We start from the raw sequence: 16,756 nt of genomic DNA on the forward strand, positions 1-16,756 counted from the left end.
AATTAGTTTTTCGTACATAAATATGTTTATAAAAAGGAGCGGTGAACTCAAAAATAGTTTGATAATATAAAAAGCTAAATCTAAAAAGCAACTCAATCCAAACAGGAGTGAGAGGTATATATTGATTTTGCTTTTTTTAAAAATATTTAAGAGAGAAAAGAGAAAAGATAAGATAAGCAAATCTATAGCTATTAACATCATTTTGACTCCTTATGTTTACCAAAATCAGGCAATAAAGAATCCGAATTTAAGTTAAATAAAAGTTCAGTAATACTAATTATACTTTCCAAATTCTTATCATTCACATGCCTTTTTAATTGGACTGTTGGATTGTGTAAAATTTTTTTTACTATAGCCTTTGTCATAGCATCTATTTGCTCAATTTCTTTTTCTGAAAGCTTACTTTCTAACTTAGAAAGAGTTTTTTCCATCTCAGCTTTTCTAATTTTTTCCGCACCTATTCTAATTCTTGAAATTGTAGGAATTATTCTATTGAGATAACACCAGTGATTAAATGTTTTTAGTTCTTCCTCAATTATAGCTTCAACTCTAGGAATTTCTTTTAACCTTCTTAATTTGTTTTTTTCTACAACTTTAGTAAGATCATCAATATTATACAGAAAAACATTTTCTAAGCTGTTAACTTTTGGATCTATATCTCTTGGAATGGCAATATCAATCATAAATAGCGATTCGGTTCTTTTGATCGTGTTCTTTTTAACCATATCAAAAGGAAAAATATAATCACATGAACCAGTAGAAGAAAGTACAATATCAACTTCCTTTAAAATTTCAAACCTTCTCTCAAACTCTATAAATTTTCCACCAAATTCAAAAGAAAGTTCTAGCCCTTTTTCTTTGCTTCTATTACTAACATATATATTTGTAATACCATGGTTCTTTAAAGTTTTCAAAAAAAGCTTGGACATTTTACCTGCGCCTACTACTAAAATCTTCTTTTTTTCAATGGAACCAAAGATTGAATTAGCAAGATCAATAGCAACTGTTGCAACGCTCATGTTACCTTTACCAATTTGGGTTTCTGTTCTTATTCTCTTTCCAACCCTAATTGCTTGGGATATCAAATGATTCAAAACTAGACCACTAAACTTATTTACGTTTGCAATCTCTTGAGCATCTTTTATTTGAGAAAGAATTTGGCTTTCTCCAATTACTAAAGAGTCAAGGCTAGAAGCTACAAAAAACAAGTGCTTTGCAACTTGGATATCTTCAAAGGAATAAGTGAACTTTTTAATAGATTCTTTTGGAATGTTTGCGACATACGAGAAGAAATCTAAAATATCCTTTTTTGGATTTACACAAACAACTTCAGTTCGATTACAAGTTGAGATTAAAACTGCTTCATCTGGTTCTACAATAAAAAAAAGGGTTTCGAGACCTGAAATTAAATGTTTATGTGTTGGGAAAGAAACCCTTTCTCTTATATCCAGCGTTGCACTTTTAAAATTTAAACCTACTAGTCTTAATTGCAACTTTCAATCATCGCCCTAATTTCAGATAAGCTTTTCCCTTTTCTAAAGTACTCAAATGCTCTTCGAGAACAATCAAGTAAAATCTTGTCTCTAACTTCTGGCAAATAATTTTTACTTTTCAAACCCTCTCTCAAAGATTCAAGATACCCAACAACACTATTAAAATCTGAATTAAAATCCCTCTCAACCTCTTCCCTAAACACTCTTGATAGTGATGGAACTTTGCCAAAAGTAGAAAAAGCTATTAAAAAGTTTTCGTAAGATATTATAGATGGCACTATAAAAGCACAAAGCTCCGGATCGTCAACAACATTAACCAATTTATTTTTTCTTTTTGACTCTAAAGAAATTGTCCTATTTACATCCCTATTATTAGTTGCAGCTATAATTATATCAAACTTAAGAATATCATCATTTTCAAAACTTTTTTTTAAAAAAGAAAATTTATTTCTTTTAATCTCTTCTTCCATTTCATGACATATTACAGGCGATAAAATGGTAATATTTTTTGTAAATCTTTTAAAAAGCAAAACTTTTCTATAAGCTACTTTTCCTCCACCAACTACTAGTATAGCTTTGCCATCCAAATCTATTAGAAAGGGAAAATACATACTATCTTATTTTTTCCAATCGTAAACTATCATATTAGCTGGAATTTTAAAATAATCATCGGATACAGGGAAACCCCATACTAAATCAGTTATAGTTATGTGAGTAGTTCCTTTAGAAGATGTTAAATCTGCTTTTCTCACATAATGTGTCCATTTACCAACCCATACAGTAAGTTCTTTCCCTTCAATCTTTTTCTGCATTTCATAACAAGTTTCACCTTCTACCTCTTCTTCACCAATTTTTGTAAAACTATTATCTTTCATAACCTGTTCACCGTAAGTTGGCAATATAAAAAATTCATTCAACTCTTTTGTATACTTTGGAAATTTATCAGCTTCAAATCTTATAGCCCTTTGTAGGACTGGCAGCATGAAATAAACAGATCTATCTTTACTAAGTGCAAGTATTTGTGTCTGTTGTCCTAAAAATAGGGGACCGTTAAAACTGATTAAAATTTTTCCTGGTTTAAGATAAATATTTGCAGATTTTGCTTTTTTATACTTAAAAGAGTCAAAGTTAATTTTAAAAGTCATGTCAGGTACATCTTCAAGTTTACTAAAAACATCAGGTGCATTTTTTTCTGTTTTAGGATTCTCTTCGGTAGTAGAACTTTTCTCTGCAAAAGCAAAATTGGTTGGAATTAATAAACTAAACATTAAAAACACAATTATTAAAAACCTCATAGACTTTTACCTCCAGAAAATTTACTTTAGCAAAATTTTATCAGATAAATAACCACTATATATAGACCACAAAAGAGCCTTTTCAGTATGCAATCTATTATGAGCTTGTTTGAAAACCCTAGATCTTTCGCCTTCTAAGATCTCCTCGCTAACCTCAAGACCTCTGTACGCAGGCAAACAGTGTAAAAATATAGCATCATCCTTTGCATAAGAAAAAAGTTGGCTGCTAACCATATAATTTTTAAAATCCGATATTCTTTTTTCCTTTTCTTCCTCTTGTCCCATGCTAATCCAGGTATCAGTATATATTACCGATGCGTCCTTCACAGATAAAATTGGGTCGTTTGTAAATTTTATAAAGTCAAAATTTCTATACTTCTCTTTAAATTCGTCTTCAAGTTCGTAACCTTGTGGAGAAGCTATATAAAGTTCAAATCCAATTATACTAGCAGCTTCTACCAGTGATCTAGCAACGTTGTTTCCATCCCCAACGTAAGCCCATTTAACCTTAAAAGTTTTGAATTCTTGATAAACCGTAAGGAGATCCGCAAGAATTTGTACTGGATGATTATAATCAGTTAAAGCATTAATGACAGGAACAGATGAATATTTTGCAAGTTCAATTAAGGAATCATGACCATATAATCTTGCTACTATACCATGAACATACCCATTTAATACTCTGGCTGTATCCTTTATTGGCTCACCTCTTCCTATTTGGAGCTCATCTCTACCAAGGAAAATAGCACTTCCACCAAGTTCTCTAATTGCAACCTCAAAGGAAACCCTTGTCCTAGTAGAGTGTTTTAAAAAAATTAGAGCAATGATTTTTTGTTTCAATACATCACCTAGTAAAAACCTCTCTCTGGAAAGCTTATCTGAAAGTTTTATAATCTCTCGTAGAGAATTACTATCAAAAACCGTTAAATCCAAAAAAGATTTTTTGTTCATTTTTGCACCTCTTTTTGATATTTTGCACAAGTTGTTTGTGATTCCCAGACAGTGATAGAATTAACATTTATTCCTTTGTAATTTTTTAGAAATTTTTCAAACTCATCAAATATATATTTTGACAAATTTTCTGATGTTGGACTAAATGTCACAACTTCATTTAAAAGCTTGTGATCGAAAACATCTATAATTTCCTTTAATTTTTTCTTTATAATTCTGAAATCAATTAACATTCCAAATTCATCTAACGAATTGCCTGAAATTTCAACGCTTACTTTAAAGGTATGTCCATGAATAGGTTCAAACTCAGTATTATCGTTATAAGTTAAGAAGTGAGCCGAAGAAAAGGTATCCTCAACTATTAAAGTATACATTTGTATTTTCTCCATTCCTCATTAATAAAGTATACATCTTAAACTTTTCAAAAACATATATTGATAATATTAACATATTCTATGGAAGATATACTCCCATGCTTCTTAGAATATCCTTAATCTTTGCACCATTTACATCTTTAACTGGCACATTTGATTTTATTGATTCAGCAGCTAAAAGTCCGCCCGCTTCACCTACACTCATCATAGTTGATTGTACTCTAAAGGAGGCCATTGCAAGAGGTTGTGCGCTAATTGTTCTTCCAACAATTATCAGATTATCAACTCCCTGAGGAATTAAAGTTCTTAACGGTATTTCATAGGGAATAATAGGCAATTGAAAACCTCCATTACCACCATACGGATTATGAATATCAACTCCATAGAAACATAAAGCAATCCCATCGTAAAAGTGTCTTCCAACAATAATATCCTTTTCCTGAAGGGTATATTCACCAAGAAAATGTCGAGATTCTCTAACTCCAATTTGAGGTCCAGATGATAATATTCTGTAATCATAATTTCTTTGGATTTTTGAAAAGTCATCCCACATTTCTTCTCTGCCAATCATTTCTGCATTTGAAAACTTATCTATATTTAGAGGATTCGCGTATACTCTAGTTTCATTGACTAACACCTTTCCGTTTGAAAGCACCCATACGCCTTTTTCTCTTTTTGGACCTGTAGGATACATAGTAAACATGGTTGTCAAGGGCATAATTTTATGATCCCAAGTTCTACCAAATACATATTTAACTCCTGCTTTAGCTGCAATATCACCATCACCTGTTGCATCAATTACTCTTTTGCCTAAAATAGCAACGCTATCAAATGGTCTTTTGATAACTACTCCTAAAACTTTATTTGATTCCATTACAGGCATTAAAGCAAAGGAATCGAAATAAACGGTAATGTTCTTTTCGTTGTAAACCATATTTTGATATATTGATTTTGCAACCTCAGTATCAAAAAGTCTACCAACGTTTGGTAAATCTTTTGATCCATAAAGTCTTGCTCTTACCTCATTAAAGATTACACCAACAGAACCAGGTTCAAAATAACTGACCCCACCTGCAGTTCCCATTCCACCAAAAAATGGATACTGTTCAACAAGTGCTACCTTCATTCCTTTTCTAGCAGCCATAATTGAAGCTGCAAAACCGCTTGGACCCCCTCCAACAACAACAACGTCATATTTACCCACAACTGGAATCTTTTCTTCCTTTACAAAGAAAGTATCTTCAGGTTCACCAGTTTTAACACTATCAAGTGAACTAACAATTTTGTCTACTACGCTTTCAGGGGTATAAGGGTTATCAGGCAATAAAAATTCACCATCTTGAATTTCTTCAAAATTATTATTTAGCCTTTTTAGAACTAAACTTATAGGAGATACTCCAGGTACAAAGGAATGATTTGAAAGTATATAATTTGAATACATATTTCTTAGGTATTCTTCAGCTTTGATGTATTCACTTGAATTTTCTATTGGTTTTTCTAAACTAAAGGATAAAATCTTCTGATTATTGAATGCGCTGTTGGTATTGTTATAATTCGAACTTATTACTGAAAAGTTTAATACTGCTCTGTTAAAATTCAAGATTGAAGGATTTATAGTTCCTAACAGCAAAGAATTGTTTGAAGAATCAATAACAATTTTGGAACGTATTATTTGATGACCGCCTTTTGAAATAAATAAGGTATACTTGTAACCATCCTTGTCAAACACCCCCAAAGGGTATGAGTGAAATAAAACAGGAATTTTATTCTCTCTTGCAAATTTATCTAGAGCAAATTTTAATATTTCTGTGTCAACATATTTGTTATTTGAAACCTTTTTATAGTATTTATCTTGAATACGTTTTATAAAATCCCTAAAATTATCGCTAAGCTCTGAAAACAGCAAAGGAGAAAGACTTTGTGTAAACTTTCCGCCAAGAAATGGGGCACTGTCAATTATCATTACACTTTTACCTAAATCTTTAATTTGCTTTGCTACTGTAAGCGCACTAATAGAACCACCAAAAATCAAAACATCAACCTTATCAGAACATTTAATGTTTTCAGACGGAACAATTACACTGTTTCCTTCTAATTGTGCAGAAACAACTTTATCCTCAGTATAAGCTACTACCTTCTTATCGGCAGGCAGCGTTCCATCATCTGTAAAGGCATATACTTTCCCATCATCGGATCCAGTAATAACGATATTATTTAATGGGACAACATTTGTTCTAATAGGGCCACCTGCATACAACCTCCAAATTACATTACCATTTGCCATATTTAGAGCATAAATACCACCTTCATAAGTACCAAATAACACGCTGTCTTTAGCAGCAGTAACAGAAGAAGATGGATAGCTATTTGTTTTGAATTTCCACAATAATTTGCCCGAAGGATTTAACGCATATACGTAACCATCACAAGAAGGAAAATAAATATTCCCATCAGGGCTCACTGCTGCAGAATTAAGAATTGCATCTCCCGTTTTATAATCCCACAAAATTTTTCCATATTTAAGGTCGATACAATAAAAGTTTCCTGAAAAATCGCCAACATAAATTTTATTATCAAAAATTGTTGGGGCAGCTCTAATAATATTTGATAACCTTAATTTCCATAAAATCATTCCATTTTTTTCCGATAGGCAATACAATATTTTTTCTTCACTTCCTACCACCACTCTGCCACTTGAAACAGATGGAGTAGCCATTTCGTGTTCGCCTAAAAATCTCGACCAAATCTTCTTTCCTGTTGTTGAATTAAATGAATAAATATTACCATCCAATGACGTTATGAAAACCATATCATTATCTACAACAGGACTAGAACGAATTCCTCTCCATAAAGGATTTGAAAAATATACATACCCATTTTGCAGATCAACAGATGAAAGACCGTATTTCCCAACCATACCTGCATAAATTTTGTCCCCATTTATAACTGCAGAACCAAATCCACCCTCACCTATTGACCATACAACTTTTCCGTCATTCAAATCTAATTTAACAAGCTCTCCACCTAAAACATTGACATAAACAAAGTTATCCTTTACAGCAGGGCTACCAATAATCCAACCCTTTGCATTATAAGTCCACTTTACTTTAGGATGTAAAGGGATATTTACATCAGAATACCTGGTTCCTTCTTGGTTATATCCAGGTTGTAACCAACTTCCCGAATAAACACTGTTGTCCTTTTTACTCGACATAAAAGCAATAAAGAGAATTATAGTAATCGTAACAAAAAAAGAAAGTAATATCACTAAATTATATCTAGAACTTTTCATAAAATTTTATAACTTCCCCCATCCTCAACTATTTTATTCTTTAAAGTAAGCTCAGTTAATATAAGTATTAAATCCTGAGGCTCTAGATCTTCAATTTTAGAAGAAATCAACTCAAAGGGGGTATAATTAGAAGAATTCAAACATGATAAAACTCTTTCTTCTTGTGCCGTAAGAACATCAGATTGTTCGAGGTTATTTACTTTCTCAATCTTGTACCCATATTCATCTAATATATCTTCAAATGAACGCACTAAAATGGCTCCATTCTTGATAAGCGTATTTGTTCCGAAACTTTTAGGGGAACTCACCGGACCAGGAAGGGCAAAAACATCTTTTCCAAGATCTAAACAATAATTTGCAGTCAAAAGCGCTCCACTTTTCTTTGCGGCTTCAACTACAAGCGTACCTCTTGAAATAGCTGCTATAATTCTATTCCTCTGCGGGAAAGAATAAGTAGTTGGACTTTCTCCCAAAGAATATTCGCTTATTAAAAGACCACTTTCTGAAATCTCAACTTGCAGTTCTCTGTTTTCGATCGGATAAAATATATCCAATCCATTACCAAGTACTGCTATAGTCTTCCCACCTACCTCCAAACAGGACCTGTGGGCAGATTCATCAATCCCTCTTGCTAGACCAGAAACTATTGTGAATCCAAAACTTGCAAGTTGTTTAGAAAATTCCATAGCTTGTGATCTACCATATGTTGTAGGTCTTCTTGAACCAACTATAGATATCATCTTTGTGTTTTTTAATAAACTCAAATCACCTTTACAATAAAGCAAAATTGGTGGATCATTTAAGTGTTTTAAACTTTCAGGATAACTTTCTGATATATATGGAACTAATTCAACATTGCTTTTCTCTGAAAATTCTAAAATTGACTTTACTCTCTCTTTTAACTTGTTCTTATTTACATTATCGCGCTCTCTTATGGCACTTTCTAAGAGATTAATATCTTCAAGTTTATCTCTAATCCTCTTAAATGGAACTTTAACAAGAGAAAGAGCTACCCATAACTCTATATTATTCATAGGGATCCCATTTTATATTCCTTAAAGAAATAGCTTCTGCCAAGTGTTGCGAATTAACGATTTCTTCTTCATTTAAATCCGCTATAGTTCTAGAAAGTTTTAAAATTTTATCATAAGCTCTAGCAGAAAAATGGTGGTTATCTATTGCAGTTGCAAGCAACCTTTTAGCTTTATCATCCAAAATTATATATTTTTTTATCTCTTTCGGGCTAAGTTCAGAATTATTTTTAGGATTGCCCTTAGTCCTATATAACTTAAATTTTTTTGCCTTCAATACTTCATTTTTCATCTCCTCAGAGGTTTTGCCAGTTTTCATTTCCAACAATTCTTCGTTTGAAAGTCTTGGAACCTCGAGCATAATGTCAAATCTATCCCTAATAGGCCCTGAAAGCTTACTTCTATATTTTTTTATGTCACTAATAGCACATGTACAAGGATTAAACCTATCTTTAAAATAGCCACACCTACATGGATTAGAGCAAGCTGCTAATAAAAATTGGGCAGGAAAAGTTATTGATGATGATGCCCTACTTATTGTAATTTTTCCATCTTCCAGGGGTTGCCTTAAAGATTCGATTAAATCCTTTCTGAACTCAAGAATTTCATCAAGAAACAAAACTCCTCTGTGTGCCAAACTCATTTCACCAGGTCTAGGTGGCGATCCTCCTCCCACTAGACCTGCTGGAGATATTGAGTGATGAGGGCTTCTAAACGGTCGTTTCCTTATAAGACTTTTTCTATTTTTCATTTCTCCTATTAAGCTATAAATCTGAGTTACAATTATACTTTCTTCATCATCAAGATCTGGCAAAATTGTAGGAAACCTCTTCATTAACATTGACTTACCAGAACCAGGAGGCCCCATCAGAAGTATATTGTGCCCACCAGCTGCAGAAATAACAATTGCTCTTTTTGCTCTTTCTTGCCCTTTTACGTCTGAATAATCAATATCAAAAGAGGTTTCGATTTCTTCTTCTATTGTTTTTTTAGCAAGAAAATTATCAAGTGCAAGGTTACCTGTGAAAACTTCAATAAGTTGATTAAGATTTGAAAAGCTATAGGTTTTTATCTCAGGAACTATTGCGCCTTCATGGGCGTTTTCTTCGGACAAAACAAGAGACTCAATTCCCAAATTTTTAGCACCAAGCGCCAGTGAAATTGCACCTGAAACTCCGCGTATCTGACCATCAAGGCCTAGTTCTCCAATAAAAGCCATATTTTCAGGAATCTTTCCGATTATTCCCGCTGCTTCCAAAATTCCTACTGCAACAGGTAAATCCAAGTATGAACCTTCTTTTCTTAAATCAGCAGGAGCAAGGTTAACTGTAATTTTTTTTATGGGTATTTCACTGTATACGTGTTTGAGTGCAGTCTTAATTCTTTCTCTTGATTCTTGAATAACTGCATCAGGAAGTCCAACAATAGTAAAACCAGGATAACCAGTAGTAAAGCTAACTTCAATATCAACCAAATATGTATCAAGTCCGTTTAAAGTAACGCTTTTTACCTTCGAGATCATAAAATCCAATCATCTCCAATAATATGTACATACTCACTATTTGGTTTAAAATAAATTACATCAATTCTTACAACTTCATGTTCAGGTAAAACACCTTCTGAAAGCAAAAGATTATAAGCTTTCTTAATTTTTAATAATTTACTTTTGGTTATAAATTCTAAAGGATGACCAAATTTTTCTGAATTTTTCCCCTTAACCTCAACTAATACAAGTACATTATCCTTTTTTGCCAATATATCAATTTCACCAAGTTTAGTTGAAAGATTTCTCTCAAAGATTGAATATCCATTACCCACAAGATAATTACAGGCAATACTTTCATATATATTTCCTTTATCGCGACTACTCAAAAAGCGACCTCTGTTTATTTAAAAATTTACAAAAGGTTTTCCTGTGAATCTTCGATAAGCCAATTTTCTTAAGTACTTCAATGTGCGATTTTGTACCATAACCTTTGTGTAAATCAAAATGATAATCTGGATAAAATCTTGCAATATTAATCATATAATCATCCCTGGCAACCTTGGCTATAATTGATGCCGCAGCAACTGACGGCACTAAATTATCAGCTTTTGGAAAAACAATATGTTTAAGTGGAAAAGTTTTCAATTTCAGAGAACCATCAAAAAAAATAGTATTTGGAAAAAAATTAAGATTTAAAATAGACCTTTTGCAAGCTAGTACAAGTGCACTATAGATATTCAATTTATCTATTTCCCAATGATATGCCCACCCAATTGACCAATAAGATGCTTTCTTTTTTATAATTTCGCACAACTTTCTTCTCTCTACGTCTCCAAGGAGCTTTGAATCTTTTAATCCATCAATTTCACAATCCTTATCAAAATAAACCGCCCCAACAACTAGTGGACCTGCTAGAGCTCCCCGCCCCACCTCATCAATACCCAATGATGGGAAAAAATCTATTATTGAGGGATCAAACCTATCCTTCCAGGTGGCCAAATAATAAACCAAGCCTTTCCAATAATATTCTGTTTTGGGACAAAACCCCAAAACCTTGAATCATCAGAATTTCCTCTATTATCTCCGAGTACAAAATAGTAATTTTCTGGGACTTTTGTGGGTGGATAATTAAAATTGTCTTTATACATAGGATGATTCTCGACTAGCTTCTTACCATTAATATAAAAAACACCGTCCTTTTCTTCGACTGTATCACCAGGTAAACCAATAACCCTTTTAATAAAGTCTTTAGAAGGGTCCACCGGATATCTAAAGACTATTACATCAAACCTTTGAATTGGTACAAAATGATAATCTATTTTTGATACCAAAACTCTATCTCCAGGCATTAAAGTAGGTTCCATTGAACCACTAGGAATATAAAATATTTGGAAAAGAAAAGTTCTAACAAAAAAAGCTAAAACAAGAGCAATTACAAGAGATTCTACAGTTTCTCTCCAAAATGGTTTTTTCTTCAATTTTTTCGCCTTAGAACTTTTCTTTTACGTGAGATACAAGTTTTCCTATCTTATCTCTAAGATAATAAAGTTTTGCTCTTTTTGCCTTACCTTTTCTGATTACCTCAACCTTCTCAACATTAGGTGAGTGTAACATAAAACTTTTCTCCACACCTATACCATATGATACCTTTCTTACTACAAAACTTTCTCTTAATCCACCATGTTTCTTTGCAATTACTATACCTTCAAAGACTTGTGTTCTTTCTTTTTCTCCCTCTACAACCTTAGCATAAACTTTAACTGCATCACCAACATTAAATGTTGGGACATCCTTCTTGAGAAATTTTGACTCTACCTTTTTAATAAGTTCCTGTGACATCTCTAACCTCCAGAATACAATTCTTTTAATATTTCCTCTTTTGCTTGAGCATAAGCAGCTTTTTCACACTTATCGAAATTTCTACCCAAAATTAAATAAGGCTTTGATTTTACAGTTCTTTTAAAAGATTCTTTTAACTGCCAAAATCTAATGTTTTTGTGATGACCGCTTAATAAAACATCAGGCACCACTTCACCAAAAATTTCTCTTGGTTTTGTATAATTCGGCGATTCCAAAAGGCGACTTGAAATTGAATCTTCCATTATACACTTTTCGTTTCCAATAAATCCAGGTATCAACCTTAGCAAACCATCCAACAAAACTATTGTAGCAACTTCTCCAGAATTTAAAACATAATCTCCCACAGAAATTTCTTTTATTTTTTTCAACTTGAATACTCTCTCATCTATACCTTTATAATGACCACACAGAAAACATATTTTATCAAATTTTTGTGAAATTTCACAAAGCTTTTTTTGTTTTATTACCTCTCCCCTAGGAGAAGGATAAAAACAAACAACGCCTGGGCAAGCTTGTTCAACGTAATCAATTGCATCTATTATGGGCTGTACCTGTAAAACTAGACCAGAAGAACCGCCAAACGGATAGTCATCAACCTTTTTAAATTTATTTTTTGCAAAATCTCTAATATTTATAACATTTACATTAAATAAACCCTTTTCTAATCCTTTTTTTGCAAGACCAATATTAAAATAAACATGAAATATTTCTGGAAACAGGGTCAAGATATAATACGAATTCATCTATTTCCCTCAATTTTTAGCCAAATGTTGTTTAACTTCCACAGAATAATTGATTTTCTTCTTCTTCCCAACTACCTTCAAGATCTGTCTAATTGAATCTATTATCTGACCATGTTTTCCAATCACTCTGCCAAAATCCTCTGGCTTAAGGCAAACTTCATAGTGTATATTGTTTTCGTCTACAAATTCATTTATTACGACTTCAGCAGGATTTTCTACTAAATTTTTTATAGTAATTTTTAAAAATTTGATCAATATTAAGCCTTTGGATTAACAAATTTTGAAAACAACTTTTCAACTGCTTCTGATGGTTTGGCACCTTTAGAAATATAATCGTTGTATTTCTCTACATCAATTTTGAATACTGCATTCTCTGGTAAAGGATTATAGAATCCTATTACATCTTGAGTTTTGCCGTTTAATGCACTTCTTCTTTCTGCAACCACAATTCGATATGATGGTCTATTTTTTGCACCTACACGTTGAAGACGAATTCTAACCACTAATAACAAACCTCCTAGGTAAATTTTATAATTTATTAAATTCTTCCTATTGGAAAATTTGGTAATTTAAAGCCTTTTTTCAAATTTTTTGACTTAAACATCTTTTTAAACATTTCATATTGTTTTAAAAGCTGATTTACTTCTTGAATTGATGTTCCTGAACCTTTTGCAATCCTTCTTTTTCTGCTTGCATCTATTATTTCAGGTCTTTTCCTTTCCATAGGAGTCATCGACAACATTACTGCTTCGATTCTTTTCATTTGTTTTTCATCCGGTATCATATCTTTCATCTGTTTAATATTTGAAAAGCCAGGTATCATAGATAAAAGCTCTTCTAATGGTCCCATCTTTCTTATCTGACGCATACTTTCCAAAAAGGTATCGAAATTCCACTTTTGAATTTCTTCAGGTGGTTTTTTGCTTATATCAACTTTAATATCTGATACTCTCTCTATTAAACCTTCAATATCACCCATACCTATAATCCTGTTTACTACTCTTACAGGATCAAACTTTTCTATATTTTGTATTTTCTCGCCAACTCCGAGAAAAATTAAAGGTATGCCTGTAACTTCTCTTAAAGAGAATGCAGCTCCACCTCTTGCATCACCATCAAATTTTGTTAGTACTGCTCCTGTTAATGGTATAGTTTCAAAAAAGGCTTTTGCAACTTTTGTCGCTTCCTGTCCCATCATTGAGTCAATAACTAAGACATTATTATTTGGTTTGAACCTTTCGTTTAATAATTTGAGTTCGCCAAGAAGTTCCTCATCTACATGAGTTCGACCTGCAGTATCAACTATTATTAGATCGTATCCATTTGACTTTGCAAGCTTTAAAGCTCCCTCAAAAGCTGAAAAAGGGTCTTTATCAGTAAAAAACGGAACTTTAATTTGCTTTGATAACTTCTCCAATTGCAATTGTGCAGCAGGTCTCCTTACATCGGCCCCTACAAGCAATGGTTTTTTGTTTTCCTTTGTAGCAAAATAATTTGCAATTTTCGCAGAAGTTGTCGTCTTACCGCTACCCTGAATACCTACCATCATTATCACACTTGGTTTTTCTGAAAAATCAATACTGCCTGGTTTACCAAGTAGGTTGATTAATTCTTCTCTTACTATATTTGAAACCACAGTACCTGGTGATGTTTCAGTAGTAAATTCCAAAGTTTTTAAGCGGTTTCTTATCTCTTCTACTATTTTTTTGGTTGCTGATAAAGCGATATCAGACTCAAGAAACAAAAGTCTAATATCTCGACAGATCTCTTCAATCTCTTTATCAGTTAACTTGCCATAATTTCTAAACTTTTTAAAAAGGCCCTGGATTTTCTCACTGAAATCAGAAAGCATTTTATGGAATTAACCCTTCTGCATATTGCGTTTTATCAAAAGGAACCAGGTCATCTACTCCTTCTCCTACACCAATAAACTTCACTGGAATGTTAAATTTCTTGGTAATGTTCAACACATAACCACCTTTTGCTGAACTATCCAACTTCGTAAGAATTATTCCAGTTATTTTCAATGATTGATTAAAAACTTCTGCCTGCTTAACAGCATTAAGCCCTGTAGAGGCATCTAGTACTAAGAGAATTTCAGAGGGTTCTCCTTCTATTTCTTTTCCTATAACCCTATTAATTTTTTTAAGCTCTTCCATTAAGTTGTCTTTAGTATGTAGTCTACCTGCAGTATCAACAATAATAGGGTTTCGCTTTCTACTCCTTCCTGCTTTCAAGCCATCAAAAACCACGGCTGCTGGATCGGAATTTTCTTTTTGAGAGATAACATCTATGTTTAGTTTTTCACCCCAGATCTTTAACTGATCAATCGCAGCAGCTCTAAATGTATCAGCAGCTACAAGTAAAGGGCTAGCCTTGAATTCTTCAATTGCATATTTTGCAAGTTTAGCGCATGTGGTAGTTTTTCCACTACCGTTAACACCTACCAAAAGCCAAACACAAGGATGTTCATTTGTAAAAAAAAGCTGTGGCTTCCCCTCAGGTAAAAAACTCTCTATTGCCTCTTTTAACGCAATTTCTATAGGAGCGGCACTCAACCACCTTTTTTTAGCATCCTTAATAATTTCTTGTGCAATATCAGAACCAACATCGACAAGCAAAAATTTTTCCAATATTTCATCCCAGTTTACGCTATCCATTCCCACAACAGAACTAAAAACTCTTCTAGTTCTTGTTAGCGCTTCTTTAACTTTGTCAAATAAGAACAACTATTAGCTTTCCTCCTTACTTTTTATTTAAAAAACAAAATATTATCCCATTTCCGTAAATGTTCATTCTATCACAAATTTGCTTTTTTAACCTTATTTGAGAAGATTTGTAATTCATTACTAAGCTTTCTCTGTATAATACACAATAAACTGTATAATAATATATAATAATAAAAAAATAATCAAGCACATCCAAAACTTTCCTGTTACCTTCTAAAACTACTTAATTATTTTTAATGTTTTAAATTTCGAAAAAAACAAGATTAACATTCATTCAATTTTTCTTTAACAGCTCCATTTGGACACACAATTGCACATACTCCACAACCCTGACATTTATTCGGATCAATTACTGAAAATTCAATTTCCTTTTCACTTATAAAAATAGCTCCTGTAGGACAAATAAGGACACAGGCACCACAAGCTTCACACAACTCAGGATCTATTGAAAAAACTACAGCTATCCCCTTGGCCAAATTTTCCTCCTTAAACATTCATACTTTATCTTGAAATTCTATAGCGCCCATAGGGCAAACTTGTTCGCAAATTCTACATTTCTTACATTTGCCTAAATCAAAGAAAACTTTAAAATTTACTAAGTTTATAGCACTAACAGGACATAACAAAACGCATGACTCACAACCTACACATATATGCGCCTTAAAATCAATTTTAACGTTCAAAATATATACCTCAATTATATGATATCATTATAATTCATTATAGCAAAACATATATCTCGGAGGGAAAAAATTTATCTTCAATATCTAAAAATTTTTGGTTTTAAAAGTTTTTATAAAGAATTTATATTTGAATTTGAGAAGGGACTAAATGTTATAATAGGCCCGAATGGTTCAGGAAAAAGCAATATTGGAGAAAGCATCAAATGGGCACTTGGCAGTAGGATTTCTTCAATTAGAGCAGATCTTTCTGTTGAACTATTATTTTCTGGATACAAAAATCTCAAACCCGTAAACTATTGTGAAGTTGAAGTAAGCTTTTTAGACGAATCAAGAAAAAACAATCCTGAATTAAATATAAAAAGATATATGTCACGAGGTGGCATCAACAACTATTATTTAAATGGAAATGAAGTACAAAAGAAACAAATGATAGATATTTTGATGCCACTAGGACTTGGGACAAATCTTTTTCTAATAATAAATCAAGGATCGGTAGATAAGATTTTAAATTTAGACCCCAATCAACTCTGTCAAATATTATTAGAATCTTTAGGTTATGGAAATTACAAAGCAGAAAGAACTGAACTTGAATTAAAAATTGTGGAAAAGGAACAACAAATTGAAATTTCTCAGGAAGAATTAAAAAAGAAAAACTCACAATTGGAAACCCTTTATAAAGATTTAAAAGTATATAACATTTATGTTGAACTATCAAATAAAATTGACCTTTTACATAAGGAACTAATAGTAAGAAAATTCAATGAATTGAAAGTAAAAAGGGTTAATCTCGAAAAAGAAAGGGTTAATCTCGAAAAAGAA

At 32.4% G+C, this 16,756-nt stretch carries 20 protein-coding genes; 1 reads left to right on the plus strand and 19 read right to left on the minus strand.

The genetic code is table 11. From position 1 onward, the window contains the following. Nucleotides 1-197 precede the first annotated feature (197 nt). The 19 genes from hemA to ACWIUX_RS06505 form a co-directional block, all read right to left on the minus strand. Nucleotides 198-1,493, minus strand: coding sequence for a glutamyl-tRNA reductase (gene hemA, locus ACWIUX_RS06415; protein ID WP_448589902.1), 1,296 nt, complete (start codon nucleotides 1,491-1,493; stop codon nucleotides 198-200). Further along, complete coding sequence (locus tag ACWIUX_RS06420; protein WP_448589903.1) at nucleotides 1,484-2,104, minus strand: precorrin-2 dehydrogenase/sirohydrochlorin ferrochelatase family protein; 621 nt, start codon at nucleotides 2,102-2,104, stop codon at nucleotides 1,484-1,486. Before ACWIUX_RS06420 ends, hemA begins: the two co-directional genes overlap by 10 nt. 6 nt (nucleotides 2,105-2,110) lie before the next feature. Further along, nucleotides 2,111-2,788, minus strand: a complete 678-nt coding sequence (locus ACWIUX_RS06425; protein ID WP_448589904.1) for a LolA family protein — start codon at nucleotides 2,786-2,788, stop codon at nucleotides 2,111-2,113. A gap of 21 nt (nucleotides 2,789-2,809) precedes the next feature. Further along, on the minus strand, nucleotides 2,810-3,739 hold the full coding sequence (argF, locus tag ACWIUX_RS06430) for an ornithine carbamoyltransferase (RefSeq protein ID WP_448589905.1): 930 nt from the start codon (nucleotides 3,737-3,739) through the stop codon (nucleotides 2,810-2,812). Continuing rightward, complete coding sequence (gene queD / locus ACWIUX_RS06435) at nucleotides 3,736-4,113, minus strand: 6-carboxytetrahydropterin synthase QueD (RefSeq protein WP_448589906.1); 378 nt, start codon at nucleotides 4,111-4,113, stop codon at nucleotides 3,736-3,738. Before queD ends, argF begins: the two co-directional genes overlap by 4 nt. Before the next feature lie 79 nt (nucleotides 4,114-4,192). Further along, nucleotides 4,193-7,405 (minus strand): FAD-dependent oxidoreductase, encoded by a 3,213-nt coding sequence (locus tag ACWIUX_RS06440; RefSeq protein ID WP_448589907.1) that lies wholly within the window; start codon nucleotides 7,403-7,405, stop codon nucleotides 4,193-4,195. Next, nucleotides 7,402-8,439, minus strand: coding sequence for a DNA-processing protein DprA (gene dprA / locus ACWIUX_RS06445; protein ID WP_448589908.1), 1,038 nt, complete (start codon nucleotides 8,437-8,439; stop codon nucleotides 7,402-7,404). The genes ACWIUX_RS06440 and dprA overlap by 4 nt, the downstream gene beginning before the upstream one ends. Further along, nucleotides 8,432-9,958, minus strand: a complete 1,527-nt coding sequence (locus ACWIUX_RS06450; RefSeq protein ID WP_448589909.1) for a YifB family Mg chelatase-like AAA ATPase — start codon at nucleotides 9,956-9,958, stop codon at nucleotides 8,432-8,434. Before ACWIUX_RS06450 ends, dprA begins: the two co-directional genes overlap by 8 nt. Continuing rightward, entirely contained in the window at nucleotides 9,955-10,308 is a 354-nt protein-coding gene (locus ACWIUX_RS06455) for a YraN family protein (RefSeq protein WP_448589910.1), read from the minus strand. The genes ACWIUX_RS06450 and ACWIUX_RS06455 overlap by 4 nt, the downstream gene beginning before the upstream one ends. Next, entirely contained in the window at nucleotides 10,301-10,921 is a 621-nt protein-coding gene (locus tag ACWIUX_RS06460) for a ribonuclease HII (RefSeq protein ID WP_448589911.1), read from the minus strand. Before ACWIUX_RS06460 ends, ACWIUX_RS06455 begins: the two co-directional genes overlap by 8 nt. Then, a complete protein-coding gene (gene lepB, locus ACWIUX_RS06465; protein ID WP_448589912.1) occupies nucleotides 10,885-11,400 on the minus strand; it encodes a signal peptidase I in 516 nt (171 codons plus the stop codon). Before lepB ends, ACWIUX_RS06460 begins: the two co-directional genes overlap by 37 nt. Before the next feature lie 10 nt (nucleotides 11,401-11,410). Further along, nucleotides 11,411-11,761, minus strand: a complete 351-nt coding sequence (gene rplS / locus ACWIUX_RS06470; protein ID WP_448589913.1) for a 50S ribosomal protein L19 — start codon at nucleotides 11,759-11,761, stop codon at nucleotides 11,411-11,413. 2 nt (nucleotides 11,762-11,763) lie between these two features. Beyond that, on the minus strand, nucleotides 11,764-12,525 hold the full coding sequence (gene trmD / locus ACWIUX_RS06475) for a tRNA (guanosine(37)-N1)-methyltransferase TrmD (RefSeq protein ID WP_448589914.1): 762 nt from the start codon (nucleotides 12,523-12,525) through the stop codon (nucleotides 11,764-11,766). A gap of 9 nt (nucleotides 12,526-12,534) precedes the next feature. After that, nucleotides 12,535-12,780: a KH domain-containing protein gene (locus ACWIUX_RS06480; protein ID WP_448589915.1), complete on the minus strand. Its 246-nt coding sequence runs from the start codon at nucleotides 12,778-12,780 to the stop codon at nucleotides 12,535-12,537. 2 nt (nucleotides 12,781-12,782) lie between these two features. Further along, complete coding sequence (rpsP, locus tag ACWIUX_RS06485) at nucleotides 12,783-13,028, minus strand: 30S ribosomal protein S16 (RefSeq protein ID WP_448589916.1); 246 nt, start codon at nucleotides 13,026-13,028, stop codon at nucleotides 12,783-12,785. Between the two features lie 35 nt (nucleotides 13,029-13,063). Beyond that, on the minus strand, nucleotides 13,064-14,377 hold the full coding sequence (locus ACWIUX_RS06490; RefSeq protein WP_448589917.1) for a signal recognition particle protein: 1,314 nt from the start codon (nucleotides 14,375-14,377) through the stop codon (nucleotides 13,064-13,066). Between the two features lies 1 nt (nucleotide 14,378). After that, nucleotides 14,379-15,254 carry a signal recognition particle-docking protein FtsY gene (gene ftsY, locus ACWIUX_RS06495; protein WP_448589918.1) on the minus strand — a complete coding sequence of 292 codons (876 nt, stop codon included), beginning with the start codon at nucleotides 15,252-15,254 and terminating at the stop codon, nucleotides 14,379-14,381. Nucleotides 15,255-15,517: 263 nt separating this feature from the next. Next, a complete protein-coding gene (locus tag ACWIUX_RS06500) occupies nucleotides 15,518-15,730 on the minus strand; it encodes a 4Fe-4S binding protein (protein ID WP_448589919.1) in 213 nt (70 codons plus the stop codon). A gap of 18 nt (nucleotides 15,731-15,748) precedes the next feature. Beyond that, complete coding sequence (locus ACWIUX_RS06505; RefSeq protein WP_448589920.1) at nucleotides 15,749-15,937, minus strand: DUF362 domain-containing protein; 189 nt, start codon at nucleotides 15,935-15,937, stop codon at nucleotides 15,749-15,751. A 123-nt stretch (nucleotides 15,938-16,060) separates the two neighbouring features. Here ACWIUX_RS06505 and ACWIUX_RS06510 point away from each other — a divergent pair. Continuing rightward, a partial coding sequence (locus ACWIUX_RS06510; RefSeq protein ID WP_448589921.1) for an AAA family ATPase occupies nucleotides 16,061-16,756 on the plus strand: 696 nt, incomplete at its 3' end.

Source organism: Thermodesulfobium sp. (assembly GCF_053498235.1).